The organism is Psychrobacillus sp. BL-248-WT-3, assembly GCF_012843435.1.
Lineage (GTDB): Bacteria > Bacillota > Bacilli > Bacillales_A > Planococcaceae > Psychrobacillus.
In genome coordinates this window covers 1-20055 of the sequence record NZ_JABAFC010000009.1, presented here as the reverse complement: position 1 = coordinate 20055, position 20055 = coordinate 1, and the positions used below count along the sequence as shown (strand labels likewise).

Annotated in this window: 30 protein-coding genes and 1 rRNA gene; 29 read left to right on the top strand and 2 right to left on the bottom strand. The window is 38.9% G+C overall.

Annotation, left to right across the window (positions count from 1 at the left end):
• Positions 1–6: 6 nt before the first annotated feature.
• The 27 genes from rplE to HF876_RS06890 all read left to right on the top strand — a co-directional run bounded on the left by rplE (position 7) and on the right by HF876_RS06890 (position 17583).
• Positions 7–546 (top strand): 50S ribosomal protein L5, encoded by a 540-nt coding sequence (gene rplE, locus HF876_RS07020; protein WP_169359358.1) that lies wholly within the window; start codon positions 7–9, stop codon positions 544–546.
• An 18-nt stretch (positions 547–564) separates the two neighbouring features.
• The gene (gene rpsN, locus HF876_RS07015; protein WP_169359357.1) at positions 565–750 is read left to right on the top strand and encodes a 30S ribosomal protein S14; all 186 of its coding nucleotides are present in this window, start codon (positions 565–567) and stop codon (positions 748–750) included.
• A gap of 30 nt (positions 751–780) precedes the next feature.
• Positions 781–1179, top strand: coding sequence for a 30S ribosomal protein S8 (gene rpsH, locus HF876_RS07010; protein ID WP_169359356.1), 399 nt, complete (start codon positions 781–783; stop codon positions 1177–1179).
• Between the two features lie 30 nt (positions 1180–1209).
• The gene (gene rplF / locus HF876_RS07005) at positions 1210–1749 is read left to right on the top strand and encodes a 50S ribosomal protein L6 (RefSeq protein ID WP_169359355.1); all 540 of its coding nucleotides are present in this window, start codon (positions 1210–1212) and stop codon (positions 1747–1749) included.
• 30 nt (positions 1750–1779) lie between these two features.
• Complete coding sequence (gene rplR, locus HF876_RS07000; protein WP_169359354.1) at positions 1780–2139, top strand: 50S ribosomal protein L18; 360 nt, start codon at positions 1780–1782, stop codon at positions 2137–2139.
• Between the two features lie 21 nt (positions 2140–2160).
• Positions 2161–2661 (top strand): 30S ribosomal protein S5, encoded by a 501-nt coding sequence (gene rpsE, locus HF876_RS06995; RefSeq protein WP_144541001.1) that lies wholly within the window; start codon positions 2161–2163, stop codon positions 2659–2661.
• Positions 2662–2675: 14 nt separating this feature from the next.
• Complete coding sequence (gene rpmD, locus HF876_RS06990; RefSeq protein WP_142538201.1) at positions 2676–2858, top strand: 50S ribosomal protein L30; 183 nt, start codon at positions 2676–2678, stop codon at positions 2856–2858.
• Between the two features lie 32 nt (positions 2859–2890).
• On the top strand, positions 2891–3331 hold the full coding sequence (rplO, locus tag HF876_RS06985) for a 50S ribosomal protein L15 (protein WP_169359353.1): 441 nt from the start codon (positions 2891–2893) through the stop codon (positions 3329–3331).
• Positions 3331–4623, top strand: a complete 1293-nt coding sequence (gene secY / locus HF876_RS06980; RefSeq protein WP_169359352.1) for a preprotein translocase subunit SecY — start codon at positions 3331–3333, stop codon at positions 4621–4623. Before rplO ends, secY begins: the two co-directional genes overlap by 1 nt.
• A gap of 65 nt (positions 4624–4688) precedes the next feature.
• Complete coding sequence (locus HF876_RS06975) at positions 4689–5342, top strand: adenylate kinase (protein WP_169359351.1); 654 nt, start codon at positions 4689–4691, stop codon at positions 5340–5342.
• Between the two features lie 452 nt (positions 5343–5794).
• Positions 5795–6013 (top strand): translation initiation factor IF-1, encoded by a 219-nt coding sequence (gene infA / locus HF876_RS06970; protein WP_016429904.1) that lies wholly within the window; start codon positions 5795–5797, stop codon positions 6011–6013.
• A gap of 38 nt (positions 6014–6051) precedes the next feature.
• The gene (gene rpmJ, locus HF876_RS06965) at positions 6052–6165 is read left to right on the top strand and encodes a 50S ribosomal protein L36 (RefSeq protein WP_003247619.1); all 114 of its coding nucleotides are present in this window, start codon (positions 6052–6054) and stop codon (positions 6163–6165) included.
• A 23-nt stretch (positions 6166–6188) separates the two neighbouring features.
• Positions 6189–6554, top strand: coding sequence for a 30S ribosomal protein S13 (gene rpsM / locus HF876_RS06960; RefSeq protein ID WP_090567879.1), 366 nt, complete (start codon positions 6189–6191; stop codon positions 6552–6554).
• A gap of 25 nt (positions 6555–6579) precedes the next feature.
• Positions 6580–6969: a 30S ribosomal protein S11 gene (gene rpsK / locus HF876_RS06955; RefSeq protein WP_169359350.1), complete on the top strand. Its 390-nt coding sequence runs from the start codon at positions 6580–6582 to the stop codon at positions 6967–6969.
• A 136-nt stretch (positions 6970–7105) separates the two neighbouring features.
• On the top strand, positions 7106–8050 hold the full coding sequence (locus HF876_RS06950) for a DNA-directed RNA polymerase subunit alpha (protein WP_169359349.1): 945 nt from the start codon (positions 7106–7108) through the stop codon (positions 8048–8050).
• A gap of 52 nt (positions 8051–8102) precedes the next feature.
• Positions 8103–8483: a 50S ribosomal protein L17 gene (gene rplQ, locus HF876_RS06945; RefSeq protein WP_169359348.1), complete on the top strand. Its 381-nt coding sequence runs from the start codon at positions 8103–8105 to the stop codon at positions 8481–8483.
• 325 nt (positions 8484–8808) lie between these two features.
• Positions 8809–9657: an energy-coupling factor ABC transporter ATP-binding protein gene (locus HF876_RS06940; RefSeq protein WP_169359347.1), complete on the top strand. Its 849-nt coding sequence runs from the start codon at positions 8809–8811 to the stop codon at positions 9655–9657.
• Positions 9633–10508, top strand: a complete 876-nt coding sequence (locus HF876_RS06935; protein ID WP_169359346.1) for an energy-coupling factor ABC transporter ATP-binding protein — start codon at positions 9633–9635, stop codon at positions 10506–10508. The genes HF876_RS06940 and HF876_RS06935 overlap by 25 nt, the downstream gene beginning before the upstream one ends.
• On the top strand, positions 10502–11299 hold the full coding sequence (locus tag HF876_RS06930) for an energy-coupling factor transporter transmembrane component T family protein (RefSeq protein WP_169359345.1): 798 nt from the start codon (positions 10502–10504) through the stop codon (positions 11297–11299). Before HF876_RS06935 ends, HF876_RS06930 begins: the two co-directional genes overlap by 7 nt.
• Positions 11300–11313: 14 nt before the next feature.
• Positions 11314–12060: a tRNA pseudouridine(38-40) synthase TruA gene (truA, locus tag HF876_RS06925; RefSeq protein ID WP_169359344.1), complete on the top strand. Its 747-nt coding sequence runs from the start codon at positions 11314–11316 to the stop codon at positions 12058–12060.
• Between the two features lie 171 nt (positions 12061–12231).
• Positions 12232–12669 (top strand): 50S ribosomal protein L13, encoded by a 438-nt coding sequence (rplM, locus tag HF876_RS06920; RefSeq protein WP_151112062.1) that lies wholly within the window; start codon positions 12232–12234, stop codon positions 12667–12669.
• A gap of 22 nt (positions 12670–12691) precedes the next feature.
• Entirely contained in the window at positions 12692–13084 is a 393-nt protein-coding gene (gene rpsI / locus HF876_RS06915; RefSeq protein ID WP_144512714.1) for a 30S ribosomal protein S9, read from the top strand.
• Positions 13085–13367: 283 nt separating this feature from the next.
• Entirely contained in the window at positions 13368–13790 is a 423-nt protein-coding gene (locus HF876_RS06910; protein WP_169359343.1) for a GNAT family N-acetyltransferase, read from the top strand.
• 192 nt (positions 13791–13982) lie between these two features.
• Complete coding sequence (locus tag HF876_RS06905; protein ID WP_240949690.1) at positions 13983–14486, top strand: GNAT family N-acetyltransferase; 504 nt, start codon at positions 13983–13985, stop codon at positions 14484–14486.
• A 17-nt stretch (positions 14487–14503) separates the two neighbouring features.
• Positions 14504–15688: an MFS transporter gene (locus HF876_RS06900; RefSeq protein WP_169359342.1), complete on the top strand. Its 1185-nt coding sequence runs from the start codon at positions 14504–14506 to the stop codon at positions 15686–15688.
• Between the two features lie 51 nt (positions 15689–15739).
• Positions 15740–16453 carry an N-acetylmuramoyl-L-alanine amidase gene (locus HF876_RS06895; protein WP_169359429.1) on the top strand — a complete coding sequence of 238 codons (714 nt, stop codon included), beginning with the start codon at positions 15740–15742 and terminating at the stop codon, positions 16451–16453.
• 77 nt (positions 16454–16530) lie between these two features.
• A complete protein-coding gene (locus HF876_RS06890) occupies positions 16531–17583 on the top strand; it encodes an Mrp/NBP35 family ATP-binding protein (protein WP_169359341.1) in 1053 nt (350 codons plus the stop codon).
• A gap of 29 nt (positions 17584–17612) precedes the next feature.
• Here HF876_RS06890 and gerD read toward each other — a convergent pair whose 3' ends face one another.
• Complete coding sequence (gene gerD, locus HF876_RS06885; protein ID WP_169359340.1) at positions 17613–18188, bottom strand: spore germination lipoprotein GerD; 576 nt, start codon at positions 18186–18188, stop codon at positions 17613–17615.
• Between the two features lie 137 nt (positions 18189–18325).
• On the opposite strand from gerD, the gene HF876_RS06880 reads away from it, so the two are divergent.
• Positions 18326–19003, top strand: a complete 678-nt coding sequence (locus HF876_RS06880; protein ID WP_169359339.1) for a KinB-signaling pathway activation protein — start codon at positions 18326–18328, stop codon at positions 19001–19003.
• Between the two features lie 68 nt (positions 19004–19071).
• Here HF876_RS06880 and HF876_RS06875 read toward each other — a convergent pair whose 3' ends face one another.
• Positions 19072–19728, bottom strand: a complete 657-nt coding sequence (locus tag HF876_RS06875) for a polysaccharide deacetylase family protein (RefSeq protein ID WP_169359338.1) — start codon at positions 19726–19728, stop codon at positions 19072–19074.
• A 252-nt stretch (positions 19729–19980) separates the two neighbouring features.
• Between HF876_RS06875 and HF876_RS06870 the strand changes: the two genes are divergently transcribed.
• A 16S ribosomal RNA gene (locus tag HF876_RS06870) occupies positions 19981–20055 on the top strand; the annotation flags it as partial.

Genomic DNA, 20055 nt, shown 5'->3' with positions numbered 1-20055 from the left:
ACACACATGAACCGCCTAAAAGAAAAGTATCTTAAGGAAGTTTCTCCTGCTCTAATGAGCAAGTTTGAATATAGTTCAGTAATGCAAGTTCCTCAAGTTGATAAAATTGTTATCAACATGGGTGTGGGTGATGCTGTATCTAACACAAAAGCACTTGATGCTGCTGTTGAAGAATTACAAATTATTTCAGGTCAAAAACCTGTAGTTACGAAAGCTAAAAAATCGATCGCTGGATTCCGTCTACGTGAAGGTATGCCAATCGGTGCAAAAGTTACTCTACGTGGTGAGCGTATGTACGACTTTTTGGATAAATTAATCTCTATCTCACTTCCTCGTGTACGTGACTTCCGCGGTGTTTCTAAAAAAGCATTCGACGGTCGCGGTAACTACACTCTAGGAGTAAAAGAGCAATTAATCTTCCCTGAAATCGATTATGATAAAGTTTCGAAAGTACGCGGTATGGACATCGTAATTGTAACAACTGCGAACTCTGACGAAGAAGCTCGTGAGTTATTAACACAGTTCGGTATGCCATTCCAAAAGTAAAATAAGGGAGGCGAAAACGTGGCTAAAAAATCAATGATCGTTAAACAACAACGTACGTCAAAGTTCAAAGTGCAAGAGTACACACGCTGCGAGCGTTGTGGTCGTCCGCACTCTGTATATCGTAAATTTAAGCTTTGCCGTATTTGTTTCCGTGAACTTGCATACAAGGGACAAATTCCTGGCGTTAAAAAAGCAAGCTGGTAATCCCCTATAACTGGGAAGGAGGTAAATGTAATGACAATGTCAGATCCAATTGCAGATATGCTAACACGCATTCGTAATGCTAACATGGTTCGTCACGAGAAATTAGAAGTTCCTGCTTCAAACATGAAAAAGGAAATCGCTGAAATTTTAAAACGCGAAGGTTTCGTACGTGATGTTGAATATGTAGAAGATAGCAAACAAGGAATCATCCGCATCTTCTTAAAATATGGTCAAAATGACGAGCGCGTTATTACTGGTTTGAAACGTATTTCAAAACCTGGTCTACGCGTTTACGCTAAAACAAACGAAGTACCTAGAGTATTGAACGGTTTAGGAATTGCTTTAGTTTCTACTTCAAATGGTTTATTAACAGATAAAGAAGCTCGCGCTAAACAAGTTGGCGGAGAAATCGTAGCTTACGTTTGGTAATAATCAACAAACGAATGGAGGTGCAACAAAATGTCTCGAGTAGGTAAAAAACCAATAGAGGTTCCTGCTAACGTTACAGTAACAGTTAACGCTGATAACACTGTGATCGTTAAAGGACCAAAAGGTGAATTAACAAATTCTTTTAACCAAGATATCAAGATTGAACAAGAAGGTAATGTTATTACTTTAGTTCGTCCTTCAGATTCTAAAGAACACCGTACAATCCATGGCACAACTCGTGCTTTATTAGCAAACATGATTACTGGTGTTTCTGAAGGATTTGCACGTGGACTTGAATTAGTTGGGGTTGGTTACCGTGCACAATTACAAGGTAAGAAACTTGTACTTAACGTAGGGTACTCTCATCCAGTTGAATTCACTCCTGAAGATGGACTTGAAGTTGAAGTTCCTTCTAATACAAAAATTATCGTTCGCGGTATTAACAAAGAACGCGTTGGTGCATTAGCATCTAACATCCGTCAAGTTCGCCCACCTGAGCCTTACAAAGGTAAAGGTATTCGCTATGAAGGTGAAGTTGTACGCCGCAAAGAAGGTAAAACAGGTAAATAATGCATTGCGCATTAGAAAGGAGTGACTACTGTGATTACGAAACAAGACAAAAATCAAGTTCGTAAGAAACGTCATGCACGTGTTCGTACAAAAATCACGGGTACTACTGAACGTCCTCGTTTAAATGTATTCCGTTCTAATAAACACTTATACGCTCAACTTATCGATGATACACAAGGTGTAACAATCGTAAGTGCGTCAACTATGGACAAAGATTTCAATGGAACAGCTGGAAACGTTGAAGCTGCTAAATTGATCGGTGAAACAATCGCTAAACGCGCTACTGAAAAGAACATTAAATCTGTTGTATTCGACCGTGGCGGTTACTTATATCATGGACGTGTTAAAGCGTTAGCTGAAGCTGCACGTGAAAACGGCTTAGAATTTTAAGAAGAAGGAGGGACATATTTCATGCGTGGTATTGACCCAAACAAACTTGAACTTGAAGAACGCGTAGTAACAATTAATCGTGTTGCTAAAGTTGTAAAAGGTGGACGTCGTTTCCGCTTTACTGCATTAGTAGTAGTTGGAGACAAAAACGGACATGTAGGATTTGGTACTGGGAAAGCTCAAGAGGTTCCTGATGCTATCCGTAAAGCAGTTGAAGATGCGAAGAAAAATCTAATCGAAGTACCAAGAGTTGGCGGAACTACTCCTCACCAAGTAATTGGTCGCTTTGGAGCTGGATCTATTCTAGTTAAACCAGCAGCACCAGGTACTGGAGTTATCGCTGGAGGACCAGTTCGTGCGGTTCTTGAGTTAGCTGGTATTACTGATATTCTATCGAAATCACTTGGATCTAACACACCAATTAACATGGTTCGTGCTACAGTACAAGGTTTAAATCAACTAAAACGTGCTGAGGACGTTGCTAAATTACGTGGTAAATCAGTAGAAGAACTGTTAGGATAAGGGGGGAAATTACAATGGCAACTAAATTAGAAATCACCCTTACTAAAAGCTTGATTGGTACTAAACCAAATCAACGCAAAACAGCAGAAGCTCTTGGATTACGTAAACTTCATCAAACAGTTGAGCACCAAGACAACGCCGCTATCCGCGGAATGGTTGGCAAAGTAGCTCACTTAGTAACTTTGAAAGAAATTTAAGGTTTATTTTAAGAATAAGGAGGTGCCACCATATGAAACTTCATGAGTTAAAACCAGCAGAAGGATCTCGTTCTACACGTAACCGCGTAGGTCGTGGTATCGGTTCTGGTAACGGTAAAACTGCAGGTAGAGGTCATAAAGGTCAAAATTCTCGTTCAGGCGGAGGAGTACGTCCAGGATTTGAAGGGGGTCAAAACCCTTTATTCCGTCGTTTACCAAAACGTGGATTTACTAACATCAACCGTAAAGAATATGCAATTGTAAACCTTGACACATTAAATCGTTTCGAAGAAGGCACAGAAGTTACACCTGCTCTATTAATAGAAACAGGTGTTGTGAGTAACGAAAAGTCTGGTATTAAGATCTTAGGTAATGGAACTCTTGAGAAGAAACTATCAGTAAAAGCTCACAAATTCTCTGCAACAGCAAAAGAAGCAATCGAGAATGCTGGCGGACAAACAGAGGTGGTTTAATGTTTCAGACAATCTCCAACTTTATGCGTGTGAGAGATATTCGAAATAAAATCATTTTTACATTATTAATGCTAATCGTGTTTCGTATTGGGACATTTGTTCCAGTACCTCACGTTAATGCAGATGTATTAAAGCAAACAGATGAACTAGGTTTAATCGGTTTCTTAAATACATTCGGTGGTGGAGCTCTTGCTAACTTTTCTATTTTAGCAATGGGTATCATGCCATACATTACAGCATCAATTATCGTTCAGTTGTTACAAATGGACGTTGTTCCGAAGTTTACTGAGTGGGCAAAACAAGGGGAAGTCGGAAGACGGAAACTTGCTCAATTTACTCGATACTTCACAATTGTGTTAGCTTTTATCCAAGCGATCGCCATGTCATACGGTTTCAACCAAATGTATAGTGGTTCTTTGATAAAAGACGATGGTATTCTAACGTATCTAACTATTGCGGTTGTATTAACTGCCGGTACTGCATTTTTAATGTGGTTAGGTGAACAAATCACTGCTTCAGGCGTTGGTAATGGTATTTCTGTCATTATCTTTGCAGGTATTGTTGCTGCTATCCCTAACGGAGTTAACCAATTGTATGCTCAACAAATCCAAGATGCTGGTGATGCATTATTCATCAACATCGTGATTATCATCTTGCTTTTATTGGCAATCATTGCAGTTACAGTAGGAGTTATTTATATTCAACAAGCGTTGCGTAAAATTCCTATTCAATATGCAAAACGTGTTGCTGGTTCTTCACAAACTGGAGGCCAACAAACACATTTACCTTTAAAAGTTAACGCTGCGGGAGTTATCCCAGTAATCTTTGCATCTGCGTTCCTTATGGCTCCGCAGTCTATCATTTTGTTCTTTGGTGAAAACAAAACAACAGAATTTATTAGAAACACGCTAGATTACACACAGCCAGTTGGTATGATCATCTATGTTGCTTTGATAGCTGCCTTTACTTATTTCTACGCATTCATTCAGGTGAATCCGGAAAATGTAGCAGATAACTTGAAAAAGCAAGGTGCATATATTCCAGGGATTCGTCCAGGAATAAACACACAAGATTACTTAACGAGCGTTTTATACCGTTTAACTTTTGTTGGAGCTATTTTCTTAGCAGTAATCTCTATTATGCCTCTATTATTTGTAAAGTTTGCTGGTTTACCACAATCGATACAAATTGGCGGAACAAGTCTGCTTATCATTGTTGGGGTAGCCCTTGAAACAATGAAACAATTAGAATCCCAATTAGTTAAACGTCACTATAAAGGCTTTATGAAATAATGTAGGTTTTTAGGAACGATAAGAGTTCCTAAAAATCAACAAATAGTCCTGGGGGGCATTTTCGTATGAATATCGTTTTAATGGGTCTGCCTGGTGCTGGTAAAGGCACTCAAGCAGATAAAATTGTTGAGAAGTACGCAATCCCTCATATTTCTACAGGCGACATGTTTCGTGCAGCTATTAAAGAAGGCACGGAGCTTGGTTTAAAAGCAAAATCGTTTATGGATCAAGGTGCATTAGTACCCGATGAAGTTACGATTGGTATTGTTCGTGAAAGATTAAGTAAACCAGATTGCGATCAAGGATTCCTATTAGATGGCTTCCCGCGTACGGTTCCTCAAGCTGAAGCATTAGATGCTTTACTTTCGGATCTAGGGAAATCTATTGAGCATGTGCTTAATATTCAAGTAGAACAAGAAGAATTGATTAAACGTCTAACAGGTCGTCGTATTTGTAAAGAATGCGGCACTGCTTATCATCTACTGTTCAACCCACCTGCTAAGGAGGGTGTTTGTGACAAAGATGGAGGAGAGCTTTATCAACGTGCGGACGATAATCCCGAAACGGTGACGAACCGTCTGGAAGTAAATATGAAGCAAACACAACCTTTGCTTGATTTTTATGAGAACAAAGGTGTTTTAAGTAATTTAGATGGCCAGCAGGATATTAAAGTAGTATTTGCTGACATCGATGCTCTGTTACAGGGCAACCGCATCTAAAGCCCGGTGCCCGTCGCAGACGACTGAATATCCGGGTAGTATGCAAAGAACGTAAACGTTTTTTTCGAGAGCTGCAAAAGCATATTGCGCCCGGTATACGAACTGGATGATTTTAAAATGTGTTAACAGCGAGGACCCCCTAGTCCACGTGCATTTTGATTTCTGAAAGGGTATAATGGGTTTCGTGGAAAGCATTAATCGAACGGGTACTATGGAACTCATCCAACACATTCGTACGAACATGTTGACATGAGGGAGACAGGTTTCTACCAGTCAGTCTACTCGGTGGATTGCGTTAAACGAAACCTTACGAGTGTCTTTCGAACATCTCTCATGATTTCCAAACATATGCTTAAAACGAATAGTTTCGTTTATTTTGAGGCTATACTACAGCAAATTACGTTTGATTATTGTTGAGAACCTGATTTGTATATAGAAGGGAGACAGGGTTGATGGCGAAAGATGATGTAATTGAAGTCGAAGGAACAGTTGTTGAGACTTTGCCAAACGCGATGTTTAAGGTAGAATTAGAAAACGGTCATACGATACTTGCGCATGTATCGGGTAAAATTCGTATGCACTTTATCCGCATTTTACCTGGAGATAAAGTCACAATTGAACTTTCTCCTTACGATTTAACTCGCGGTCGTATCACGTACCGTTTTAAATAAATCTTTTGCACTCCGGACTACTAAGGAGGTTGGGTTAGATGAAAGTGAGACCATCTGTGAAGCCGATCTGCGAAAAATGTAAAGTAATTCGCCGACGCGGTAAAGTAATGGTAATCTGTGAAAATCCTAAACACAAACAAAGACAAGGATAATAAGAAGGAGGTGCACGACACATATGGCACGTATTGCTGGTGTTGACATTCCACGCGATAAACGCGTTGTTATTGCATTAACATATATTTTCGGAATTGGTAAAACTACGTCACAAAAAGTATTAGCGGAAGCTGGGATCTCAGAAGAGACTCGCGTTCGTGATTTAACTGAAGACGAGCTTAACAAAATCCGTGAACAAATCGGTGTATACAAAGTAGAAGGTGACCTTCGTCGTGAAGTATCACTAAACATTAAACGTCTGATGGAAATCGGTTCATTCCGAGGAATCCGTCATCGTCGCGGCTTACCAGTACGCGGACAAAACACGAAGAACAATGCTCGTACTCGTAAAGGTCCACGTAAAACAGTAGCTAACAAGAAAAAATAATCGGTAAAGGAGGTTTCTTCTTAACATGGCACGTAAACAACAAACACGTAAGCGTCGTGTGAAAAAGAATATCGAATCCGGTATTGCTCACATTCGCTCAACATTTAACAACACTATTGTGACTATAACAGACATGCAAGGTAATGCAATTTCTTGGTCAAGTGCTGGAGCTCTTGGATTCAGAGGTTCTCGTAAATCTACTCCATTCGCTGCACAAATGGCTGCTGAAACTGCTGCTAAAACTTCAATGGAACATGGTTTAAAAACTTTAGAAGTAACTGTTAAAGGTCCTGGTGCTGGTCGTGAAGCGGCAATCCGCGCACTACAAGCTGCAGGTCTAGAAGTTACAGCAATTAAAGACGTAACACCAGTACCACATAATGGTTGCCGTCCACCAAAACGTCGTCGCGTTTAATAGGTGATCCTCAATATGTTTGAGAACATCATTTATTGTACAGACTGAGGTTGTGCAACACAGCAATCAGTTAAACGATCGAATTCATGATGGAAAGAACCTATACATTCGATGTTTTGAGGGAGGGTAAATTGGAATGATCGAAATTGAAAAACCAAAGATTGAAAGTGTAGAAATCAGCGAAAGTGCCAAATTTGGTAAATTTGTTGTAGAACCGCTTGAACGTGGCTATGGAAATACTTTGGGTAATTCTTTACGTCGTATCCTTCTGTCTTCTTTACCAGGAGCTGCAGTTACTTCTATTCAAATCGATGGCGTTTTACACGAGTTTTCAACTATTGAAGGCGTAGTGGAAGATGTAGCATCTATTATTATGAATGTGAAAAAGCTAGCTCTTAAAATCTACTCTGATGAAGAAAAAGTCATAGAGATAGATGTTAAAGGAGAAGGAACGATTACAGCAGCTGACATTACTCATGACAGCGATGTGGAGATTTTAAATCCTGAACTTTATATTGCTACAATCGGCAAAAATGGTCATTTCCGTATGCGTATGTACGCAGGGAGAGGCCGTGGCTACACTCCTGCTGATCAAAACAAACGTGAGGATCTTCCTATCGGCGTAATCCCGATCGACTCTATTTATACTCCAGTTTCACGCGTTAATTTTCAAGTGGAAAACACTCGTGTTGGACAAATGTCTAACTACGATAAATTAACTCTTGATGTGTGGACAGATGGCAGCACCGGTCCAAAAGAGGCGATTTCTCTTGGAGCAAAAATACTAACAGAGCACTTGAACATTTTTGTAGGGATGACAGATGAGGCACAAACTGCTGAAATCATGGTTGAAAAAGAAGAAGATCAAAAAGAAAAAGTTTTAGAGATGACTATTGAAGAACTTGATCTTTCTGTTCGTTCTTATAACTGCTTGAAGCGCGCAGGTATTAATACAGTACTTGAGCTAGCTAGCAAGTCAGAAGACGACATGATGAAAGTAAGAAACCTTGGACGTAAATCTTTAGAAGAAGTAAGAGCTAAGTTAGATGAGCTTGGCTTAGGATTACGTAAAGAAGACTAAGCGAATTTTGATATAGCTAGATATGAATATTCACCAAAGGAGGGAAACATCCATGGGTTACAGAAAACTTGGACGTACAAGTTCTCAACGTAAAGCGATGTTACGTGACTTAACGACTGACCTAATTATTCATGAGCGTCTTCAAACAACTGAAGCACGTGCAAAAGAATTACGTTCTGTTGTTGAAAAAATGATCACTTTAGGTAAACGCGGAGACTTGCATGCTCGTCGTCAAGCAGCTGCTTACATTCGTCGTGAAGTAGTTACTACTACAAACGAAGAAGGCGAAGAATCAACAACTTTTGCTTTGCAAAAATTGTTTGATGATGTTGCACCACGTTATGCAGATCGCCAAGGCGGTTACACTCGTATTATGAAAGTTGGACCTCGTCGCGGAGACGGAGCACCAGTTGTAGTAATTGAGTTAGTTTAATTTAATGGATCAGTCGTTTGATCGATTGCTAAATTAAAATCCAAAGCTGAAGAGGGATGTTGGTGTTGCTACCACCCTCTTCTTTTTTCAAACAGATTTATACGACATTATAAAAGCAGAGTGTTATGATGAGCGGACTTTCATTAGTGGCGTCTCGTCTAGCTCTACGCACCTCATTTTCTGACTGGTCTTGAGCAACCAGTCAAGAAATAAGTTATAGAAGAGCGCATTTCTCCAAATGAGGTGCGCGCTTTTTTAATTTGTCCATAAAATTTGTTAGGATAGAGTTAAGCCGAGCAGAGTTTAGTTAAGGGAGGTTAAGTGGTTGAAAAAAGAAATTATATCCTTACAGAATGTAACCTTTACATATGCTGAAGAGGAGTCTATTATACGGCCAGCTATACATAATGTGTCATTTTCTATTAAGGAAGGTGAATGGGTCGCCATTGTAGGTCATAATGGTTCTGGTAAATCGACGTTAGCCCGACTAATGAATGGTCTTCTATTTCCTCAGGAGGGAACAGTACGTGTTTTTGGTGACTCCTTGTCACAAGACAATCTTTGGGAAACAAGATCGAAAATGGGGATGGTTTTTCAAAATCCCGATAACCAATTCGTCGGGGCTACTGTTCAGGATGATGTAGCATTTGCCCTTGAGAATAACGGAATCCCCTTTGAGGAAATGGTAGAACGAGTTAGACATTCGCTAGCAAAGGTCAATATGCAAGATTTTATGAATAGCGAACCTCATCATCTATCCGGCGGTCAGAAGCAAAGAGTGGCGATAGCAGGCGCTATTGCGATGCAACCTCGAATCTTACTGTTAGACGAAGCAACCTCTATGTTAGACCCGCAAGGAAAGGAAGAGGTGTTAACGACTGTCAGACAGTTAAGAGAAGAAACAGATTTAACTGTTATCTCTATCACCCATGATTTAGAGGAAACATTGCTTGCGGATAGAGTAATAATGATGAATCAAGGAGAAAAGTATGTGGAGGATACTCCTAAAGGGATTTTTGAACGTGGTCAAGAATTGGTGGATTTAGGCTTAGATTTACCTTTCGCCATGAAAATGTCCAAGCTCCTAAAAGCTGAAGGGATATCCCTAACTGCAGAACATATGACAGAAGAAGAGTTGGTGAATGATTTATGGACATCATACTTCAACAAGTAAGCTACGCTTATGCTAAAGATACGCCCTTTGAAAAGAGAGCCCTGTTTAGCGTAAACATGCATATTTCATCTGGCTCTTATCAAGCAATTATAGGGCATACAGGGTCGGGCAAATCCACTGTATTACAGCACTTGAATGCATTGTTAAAGCCTACGGATGGCACAGTTAAAATAGGAAACGTAGAAGTGAAGGCAGATAAGAAAAATAAGCAGCTACGCTCAGTCAGACAAAGGGTAGGCATTGTTTTTCAATTTCCAGAGCATCAATTATTCGATGAGACTGTTCTGAAAGATATTATGTTTGGGCCTATGAATTACGGAGTATCAGAGGCAGAAGCCAAAGCTCGGGCCATCGAATTAATTCGACTATTAGGTCTACCAGATGAAGTCATGGATAAGTCTCCATTTGATCTATCAGGAGGCCAAATGAGACGAGTTGCTATAGCGGGGGTTCTGGCGATGAACCCAGATGTCCTTGTGTTAGACGAGCCTACTGCAGGACTTGATCCTAGAGGCCGGAAAGAGATTATGGACCTCTTCTATCAAATCCATCAAGAGACGGGGCTCACGACCATCCTCGTGACGCACAGCATGGAGGATGCAGCTAGATATGCAGATCAAATAGCAATTATGCATAAAGGGAAATGTGTAGTTCAAGGAACTCCAGAAGAAATATTTCAAAATGAAACTCAATTAAAGGACTACCGTTTAGAGCTACCTCAAACAGTAAAGTTTCAGCGGAAGCTAGAACAAATGATGGGTAAAAGGCTACCGAACCTCTGCTTAACGGAGGAAGTGTTAGCGAAAGAATTGGCACACCTGTTAAAGGAAGGGTGTGAGGATGAATGTTAGAAAAAATGATTTTTGGAAGATATATTCCGGGAGATTCGTTTATCCATCGTTTAGATGCTCGAGCTAAACTAATCTTTGTTTTTCTTTTTATTGCCGTAGTTTTCATCGCAAATAACTGGATTACATATGGGATATTAGTGTTATTTACTTTTTTAATCATTCGTATGTCCAAAATTAGATTATACTTTTTAATCAACGGATTAAAGCCAGTCGTTTTTCTAATTATCTTTACGTTCCTGCTGCACATGATATTTACCCGAGAGGGAGCTATTATTTTTGAATGGAAGTTTATAAAGATTTATGAAGAAGGCTTGAAGCAAGGGATATTTATATCTATTCGTTTCTTCGTCCTTGTTATACTAACGTCCATTCTAACGCTCACTACAACCCCTATATCGATTACAGATGCTTTAGAGATACTTCTGAATCCCCTAAAGAAATGGAAGCTCCCAGTGCATGAATTAGCGCTTATGATGTCAATCTCTTTAAGGTTCATCCCAACTCTTATGGATGAAACTGACAAGATTATGAAAGCACAGATGGCAAGGGGGTCGGATATGACGTCGGGAAGTATGAAGCAGCGCATGAATGCTATTGTACCGCTGCTCATTCCACTATTTGTGAGTGCATTTAAGCGAGCAGAAGATTTAGCAACAGCTATGGAGGTTCGCGGCTATAAAGGTGGAGAAGGAAGGACAAGATATCGCAAGCTTGAGTGGAGGAAGAAGGATACGTCAATTTTAGTCGTTCTTGTCCTACTGGCTGCTATCCTTGTTTATTTTAGACAGTAAATGGAGGTAACCGTATGCGTTTAAGAGCTGTAATAAGCTATGACGGGAGTCAATTTTCGGGTTATCAAATCCAACCGGGAAAAAGAACCGTACAGTTAGAGCTTGAACGAGTTCTACAAACAATCCATAAAGGAGAGCTAGTAAAGGTAGTAGCAAGTGGACGAACGGATGCTGGGGTTCATGCTACAGGGCAGGTAATCCATTTTGATAGTCCCTTTACTTTATCTATGGACAGCTGGAGAACTGCTTTAAATGTTCAACTCCCAAAGGATATCCGAATACTTTTCGTAGAAGAAGTGGCTGCCGACTTTCATGCTAGATACCATGCAGCGGGTAAAACGTATCGTTATAAATGGTCGCTTGAAGAGATTCAAAGTCCCTTTGAGCGTAACTATACGGTCCATGTAGATAGATATAAGCCTAACGTAGAATTGATGAAGGAAGCTTCTGTTCACCTTTTAGGAACGCATGATTTTTCAAGCTTCTGTGCATCTAAAACTAGTGTGAAAGATTTTATTCGAACGGTACGATCGATAGAATTTGAATGGAAGGAAGAATCTAATCAGCTGCATATGGTGATTAACGGCAGTGGTTTTTTATATAATATGGTCCGAATTATTGCAGGCACTTTATGGGAAGTGGCAATAGGAAAAAAAAATGTAGACGAGCTACCGGGAATTCTTCAATCTTGCGATAGAAAAAAAGCTGGGAAAACCGCTCCAGCACACGGTTTATACCTAGAAAAAGTAGAGTATTCATGATATAGCAACTTTTCCAGGTGTTTATGGAAAAATACTTGACTATTAAGCGACGGCGGGTTATGATGATGTATGGTATTTTCATTAGCCCCACAATATAAGCCCCGAAACTTATTGTTATGAGGATATAGAAAATTATAGATCGATTATGATTGAATTAGGAGGACAAAATACATGCGTACAACATTCATGGCTAAAGGTCACGAAGTAGAACGTAAATGGTTAGTTATCGACGCTGAAGGCCAAACTCTTGGTCGTCTTGCTTCTGAAGTAGCAGCTATTTTACGTGGAAAAAACAAACCAACATTCACACCGAATGTTGACACTGGTGATCATGTGATCATTATCAATGCAGAAAAAATTCATTTAACTGGGAACAAGTTAAACGACAAAATTTACTACCGTCACACTCAATTTGCTGGTGGACTTAAACAACGTACTGCTTTAGAAATGCGTACTAAGTACCCAACAAAAATGATCGAATTAGCGATCAAAGGAATGCTTCCTAAAAACACTTTAGGTCGTCAAATGTTCGGAAAACTTCACGTTTACGCTGGAGCAGAACATCCACATGCAGCACAACAACCAGAAGCATTTGAGCTTCGCGGATAATAATTAAGAGGAGGACATACACTTGGCACAAGTTCAATATATCGGCACTGGTCGCCGTAAAAGCTCAGTAGCACGCGTACGTTTAGTACCAGGCGAAGGAAAAATCGTTATCAACAAACGTGACGTAGAAGATTACGTACCATACGAAACTTTACGTGAAATCATTAAACAACCATTAGTAACTACTCAAACTTTAGGTAGCTACGATGTTCATGTAAACGTTAATGGTGGTGGATTCACAGGTCAAGCAGGAGCAATCCGTCACGGTATTGCACGTGCACTACTTACAGTAGATCCTGATTTCCGTCCAGCTTTAAAATCAGCAGGATTCTTAACACGTGACCCACGTATGAAAGAACGTAAAAAACCAGGACTTAAAGGCGCTCGTCGTGCACCTCAGTTCTCAAAACGTTAATATCGAATTTACAACCCTTTCCCAATTTGGGAGAGGGTTTTTTCGTGGAAAAATAAACATTGGCGTATTGGACAGGTATGGACGAATGCTAAGAGTTTATTAGAAACAAATAAAATAATTGTTTATATACTAACTGCAACACAGCGGAGTCAGATGCTTGTGAAATAGCTCCAGTGAAATCTTGTAATATTTGATTTCTAAGGAGTTGTTTTATTATAAAAAAAGACTACGTAATTTATATAAGTTAAAATTGAACAAAGAACGTGGAGAGGGGAATGTTGGCATGGAAATTATAAAGCAATGGAATCAGGCGGATAGTGATTATATACGACAAAAGGTTATCGAGCATAATATGGCCAATGTTCCTGAAGAAGTGAAGCACCCGAAACAACAGATCAGTTACATACTGCGTGATGAACATCAAAAAATTCTCGGAGGAATTACAGGGATAATTTTTTGGTACCACCTTCATATAGACTTCCTATGGGTGGATGACTCATTGAGAGGGCAGGGTCACGGTAAAGAGCTGCTAACTAGGATAGAAGAATTTGCGATAGAACATGGCTGTAAGCTTATACAATTAGATACCTTTAGCTTTCAAGCCCCGAATTTTTATAAAAAATTTGGTTACGAAGAAATTGGGATTGTGGATGATTTTCCTGCGAAGGATAGTAAACAATATTACTTAGTAAAAAAAATAGGTTAACGAAAAAGGTAGATTGGGTCTTCAGCACCTTAATCTACCTTTTATTCGTAATGGAAAAATTTATTACCTGGGAAATTATTATTTAATAACAAATTATTAAGAAAAATTTATCTTCTGCCGAAATAGTGATTGTAGCATAAATTGCGAAGGTGTATATTAAGTTAGCAATTATACATATTGGAGGTGGGGGAATTGTTTTCATCTGAACGATTAATGTTCCGTTCTTATACAGAGGATGACTTTAAATTTCTATATTCGATGCTATCGGATGAGAAAATGATGAGGTTTATAGGGAGTGGAAAGCCAAGAAACCGGGAGGAATCCGTAAATTTCTTACAATGGATATTCCAACATTATGAGCTAAACAAGGAGTATGGATTAAAGCTACTTGTCCGTAAAACGGATGGAGTACCTATTGGGCATGCAGGAATTGTCCCACAGGTGATAGAGGGAAGAGAAGAATTAGAAGTTGGTTATTGGATTGCTAGAGAGCATTGGAGAAATGGTTATGCAAGTGAAGCTGCAAAATCTTTGTTAGAAAGAGGGTTGAGCCAGCTAGGAGAAGATAGATATATATCGCTTGTTCAGAAGGGAAACCTAGCATCTAGGAAGGTAGCAGAGAAGACAGGAATGAGACTAGCAAAAGAAATAATCTTGGGTGACAAGCAAGTTTGCTTATATGAATACGAAAAATAGAGAGAAGCAGGGTTGAAATGAGAAAAAAATTTAATGTTGTTACCTCCACCATTTTGGTGAGCATTTTCTTAGCGAGATTTGGAACATTTTTAGTTATTCCATACCTAACTTTATTTTTATTGAATGAGTTTGACTATACGGGCATGCAAATTGGAGCTATACTTTCCACTCTTGCATTTTCAGGACTTATTATGAGTTTTTTTATTGGTCCTTATATTGATAAATTTCCTAAAAATAAAGTAATCATTACGGGCTTAGCTGGGTATCTTGCGTGTTATATATATTTTCCATTTATAGATCAATACGCAGGATTTATCATTTTTGCTATTGTTCTTGGGATGAGTCAATCGATTGTAGAACCGACCTATCGTGTTCTATTGAGTCTTTATACGGAGCCAGAGAATAGAAGACTAATTTTTAATATCCGATATTTCTTGATTAATATTTCTGCTGCTGTAGCTCCCCTTACTTCTGTCTATTTTCAGCGTTTTGGGCTAGAGAATATATTCTTTGGAGTAGGTTTTATCTTTTTAATTAACATTATTACATTTTTAGTGTTGTTTAAGAAGTATCCAATGGTGAGGCCAGTGGCTAGTGCAAGTAAATCATCTATTTTTCAATCTTTTTATGTATTTAAAAAAGATTATGCGTTTAGCATTTTTGTACTAGCTCTTATTTTTGTAACCTTTGGATACAGTCAGTTTGATTCGACCTTCAGCCAATATCTCGGAAGGACGTTTGACGCTGAGCTTGCTGTACAATATTTTGCATGGTTGATCACTACGAACGCTATTACGGTTCTTATCATTCAATATTTTGTTTATAAGCTTGGAGAGCGGATTAGTACGACTACTTCTCTCATGATAGGAAGTGGGATGTTATCCTTAGGGTTATTAATATTTGGCCAAAGTCCTAATATTATTGTTTTGATTGGAGCAATGATAATCTTCACTGCTGGAGAGGTGCTCGTATTTACAATGGTAGATATACATATAGACAGTATGTGTGAGGACCATGAGAAAGGAACTTACTTCGCTCTAACCGGAGTTAAGTCTATAGGAAGAATAATTGCTCCTAGTTTGGGAGGCATACTTTTAGACAACATAGGAGCTGGAGCAGTCGTGTTCTTTATCATATCTATTATTACTGTTTTATCAGTTCCCTCGTTTTGGATAAGTTCTAAAATGAAGCCTAGAATCTAATCATACTCTTTGTCCCTCGTACGTATAATGAGTGAAAAAGGGGCGATTAATCTGAAGAAATGGTTAACAATTGGGGTTTTATTTTTTGTCACTCTATTAGCTGTAACGTACAGTACGAGAGCAAGTGATATTGGTTTCTTCCTACCAGAGCCTTTGAGTGGGGTAAAGATTGTGATTGATCCAGGCCATGGTGGTATGGATGGCGGCGCTAGTTATGGAGAAATAGTGGAAAGAGATATTACATTAGCTATGTCTCTTAAACTAGAGAAGTTATTGAAGTCTCAAGGTGCAACCGTTGTTATGACAAGAACTAAAGAAGGAGACGCTGTAGCTGAACATTCACCAGATGAGGACTTTCCAACTACAAGAGCTAGAAAACGAGCTGACCTTCTGCTTCGTGAGGAGATAATGAATAACTCTGAGCCGGATATGGTTATTAGTATGCACGTGAATGCTGTGCCAGAGGAAAGATGGAGAGGTGCTCAAGTTTTCTACCACGCAGAAGGACATGAGGGTGGTCAGCTGTTGGCTAAGTCTATTCAGTCTTCCATTAGAACAAATATAGGAAATACAGAACGAGAAGCTCTAGCTATTAAACAAGTATACATTTTAAAGAAAGCAAAAGCCCCAGCGGTATTAGTAGAAACAGGGTTTATAAGTAATACAGAGGAAAGAGAGTTACTTACATCAGACAAATATCAAAATGAGATGGTAAATGCTATAGCTAAAGGGATAGGTGTATTTGTAGAAGAAAGCATTTATTGAGCCGTTGATGGGATGGTAGACACTCGTATATGGTATACTATATTGCGAATAGTTAACTAAAGGGGAGTGTCTACACAATGATTAATGAGAATCAAGTTCGTACATTACTTGGGGAATTAAACGATCCGTTTTTACATAGAACGCTTGAAGAAACGAATGGTATCTCTCAAGTTTCAATAAAAGAAGAAAAGAATCATGTTAGCGTTAAGCTTGCAATCGCTAAGATCAACTCTGCGGAGCAGATGCAATTACAAACAAAAGTGGTTGAAGTGTTAAAAAACGCTGGTGCAAATACTGTAGGTATTCGTTTTGAGGAGCTTCCTAAAGAAGTATTGGAGCAGTTCAGAGGAAAAGGGAAAGAAAGCGATAGCGAAGATATTCTTTCTCCAAACAGTAAAGTAAAAATCATCTCGATTGCATCGGGTAAAGGTGGAGTAGGTAAATCTACAGTCTCCGTAAACCTTGCTGTTGCTCTAGCAAGATTAGGTAAAAAAGTTGCATTAGTAGATGCAGATATTTACGGCTTCAGTGTGCCTGATATGATGGGTGTTAAAGACGTGCCACAGATTAAAGAGGATCGAATTATTCCAGTGGAACGCAAAGGCGTAAAAGTAATATCCATGGGATTTTTCGTAGAGAACAATACTCCAGTAGTTTGGCGTGGACCAATGTTAGGGAAAGTGTTAGACCAATTCTTTAAAGACGTAGAGTGGGGAGAGTTAGATTTCTTGCTACTAGATTTACCGCCCGGAACTGGTGACGTCGCGTTAGACATACACCAAATGCTACCGGCTTCTAAAGAGATCGTTGTAACCACTCCTCACCCTACAGCTGCGTTTGTAGCAGCGCGTGCAGGTGCAATGGCATTACAGACGGACCACGAAATTCTAGGTGTTATTGAAAATATGTCCTGGTATGAATCTAAATCTACAGGCGAAAAGGAATTTGTTTTTGGAAAAGGTGGAGGACCAAAACTTGCGGATGAGCTTCGTACCGAGCTTCTTGGTCAAATTCCATTAGGTCAGCCTGACTGGAACGACATTGACTTTGCTCCTTCTGTATACGGCGAAACGCATGATACTGGGAAGCTATATTTAGAAATAGCTGAAAAAGTAATAGAAAAAGCATAAAGAAAAGGCCGTTTCCATAGAGGAGCGGCCTATTTTTCTTCTTCTTTTTTACCTCCCTCTTCTTTAGAGCCACCTTCTTCTTTAGAAGCACCGGCTTCTTCCACTAGCTTCTGCCATTTTGCTTGGAGAGACGGACTTTGAATAGTTTCTTCCACAACCTTTTGAATTTCTTTTCTCATATCACTCGATTTCAATGTTTTCTCTAATTCTTTTTTCATCTCGTCTGAGCTAAAGAATGTTTCTAAGTCTTTCAGATACTCTGGATCCTTCATCATGCTTTTCATTAAGTCTTCTTGTTGCTTCTTCATACTCTTAGCCATGGTCTCAGAAAATTTAGGATCTTGGTAAATTTCTTTCCAGAACTCCTCGGCTTCCTTAGAAAGCATGGTTTGTTCTACTGATTTTTTTACTTGCTCACTGTCTATTACAAGCATTTCTTGAAACTTTGGATCCTCTAAAAGAGTTCGAATCGCTTTTTTACCATCCTCTGTCTGTAAAGCATCGATTAACATTTTTTTGTTTTCTTCATATGAAGGAGTACTAGAAGAGTCATTACAACCAGCTAGTAAACCAATACTTAATAAAATCAGGGCGAAATACTTCATTGATTCCTCACCATCCTTTTCAATTATTGTTCACAATTAGTACGGAAATATGTATTGATATTATGAAGAAATAGATTTTTTGGCAAATCGTTGTTACAATTGAAGGATGAAATAGAGTAGATGGAGGCAACCTAGCTGTGACAATACGAAATTGGTTTAAATTTTTTATCAATTCCATGCTCATCGGTGGTTTAATAACAGGAGTTTTAGGTCTATTTATCCGTTGGGATGATGCCTTTGCTAAATACTTTGAAGCAGGCCAATGGAGTGAGTTTCTTGCTGCCTTTGCTTTTATGGTAGTAATGGGCTTTACCGTAAGTGTTATTACTCAAATGGGATTTTTCGCATATTTAACGATTCACCAAATGGGTGTAAATATATTTAGAACCCTAACTTTATGGAATTGGGTACAGTTATTAATCATTGCATTTGTCATATTTGATTTAATAATGTTCCGTTTCCGTCCAAACGCGGATACTACTTCGCAAGTTTGGCTATACGCTTTCTTGTTAGTCGTTCTAATCGGAACAGGAGTAGTGGTGGCGCTTATCAAAGCAAATAAAACGAAAAAACACGTGTTAATCTCTGCATTGTTCTTTATGATTGTAATTTCAACAATAGAGTGGCTTCCTGTCTTAATGGTTAATGCAGATAACGTCGATAGCTGGGTTACTTTATTATTGTTCCCAATTCTAGCGGTTAATGCATATCAGTTATTGGCTTTACCAAAATACAACGCTAAATCTGATGAAGACCGATTAAAACTAGAAGCGCGGAGAAAAGCGAGAAGAGAAGCCGAGGCAAAGGTTAAATAAGAAAACTGCTCTGACTATTAGTCGGAGCAGTTTTTTATTATAGAAGAATAGTTGAATTCTCTACGCTATTAGGGATAACTTTTGGTTTTCATTTTCATGTTAAATATATTTTGTTCAATACTAACAAAAGATTGTGATCTTAAATATTTTGCAAGCTGGATTGTATCAACTCTTTCTTCCTGGTGGAGAGGAACGGTAAGTATATCTCCCTTCGTAAGCTTAGGCACAGTATTTCCTAAAACTAAAGTAGAGCCTAAAAGATTTACTTCCTCCTTCCAGGCATCTTTTTGAAGTTCAACAGGGAACTCGTAATCAGAAGTTCGAAACCAATCTGGCTTCACACCAATAGCCTCTTCAAATCTATCTATTTCTTTTTTAAATAGACTCCGGTCCTCTATATACAGTAAGCCCTCTTTACCCAACAGACTAATAGGGATTTTTTTATCCTGCATAATTTTAATAATGGGCTCAGATCGCTCAATCCATTCAATGCTAATGAAAAAATGAGGATAAGGAGCTTTCAAACCTTCTACTAGGGTTTCTACATCCTCTCTACCAAATGATAGGTCGATAGTTACCGTATTCCCATAGGTTCCCTTCGATATAACACTTGGTTTTTCGGTTACTTGGAACACGGGAAGAAGTGTAGAATAAGTATTGGGCGCGAAGAGTAACAGCAAGAATAACAGTATAGAAGTGATGGTTATTAAGAGCTTTGTTTTCAAGGAAACACACACCTTTTCAATTTGTTTTAATAAATTTTATGATTAAGTGTTGACATTCATGTTAAAACGATGTTAAGATACAAAGGTCGCTAAAACAAAACGACAAAATACATTATATGAACATTGAAAACTGAACATGCAAAACGTTAAGACATACAGCATCAACAAGCTTCGGCTTGATTGACGCAAAACAATTTTTGACATCATTTAATGATGATGCCAGCAAAACAAAATGAGCTTTTTAAGTTCTCTATTATGGAGAGTTTGATCCTGGCTCAGGACGAACGCTGGCGGCGTGCCTAATACATGCAAGTCGAGCGGATGATG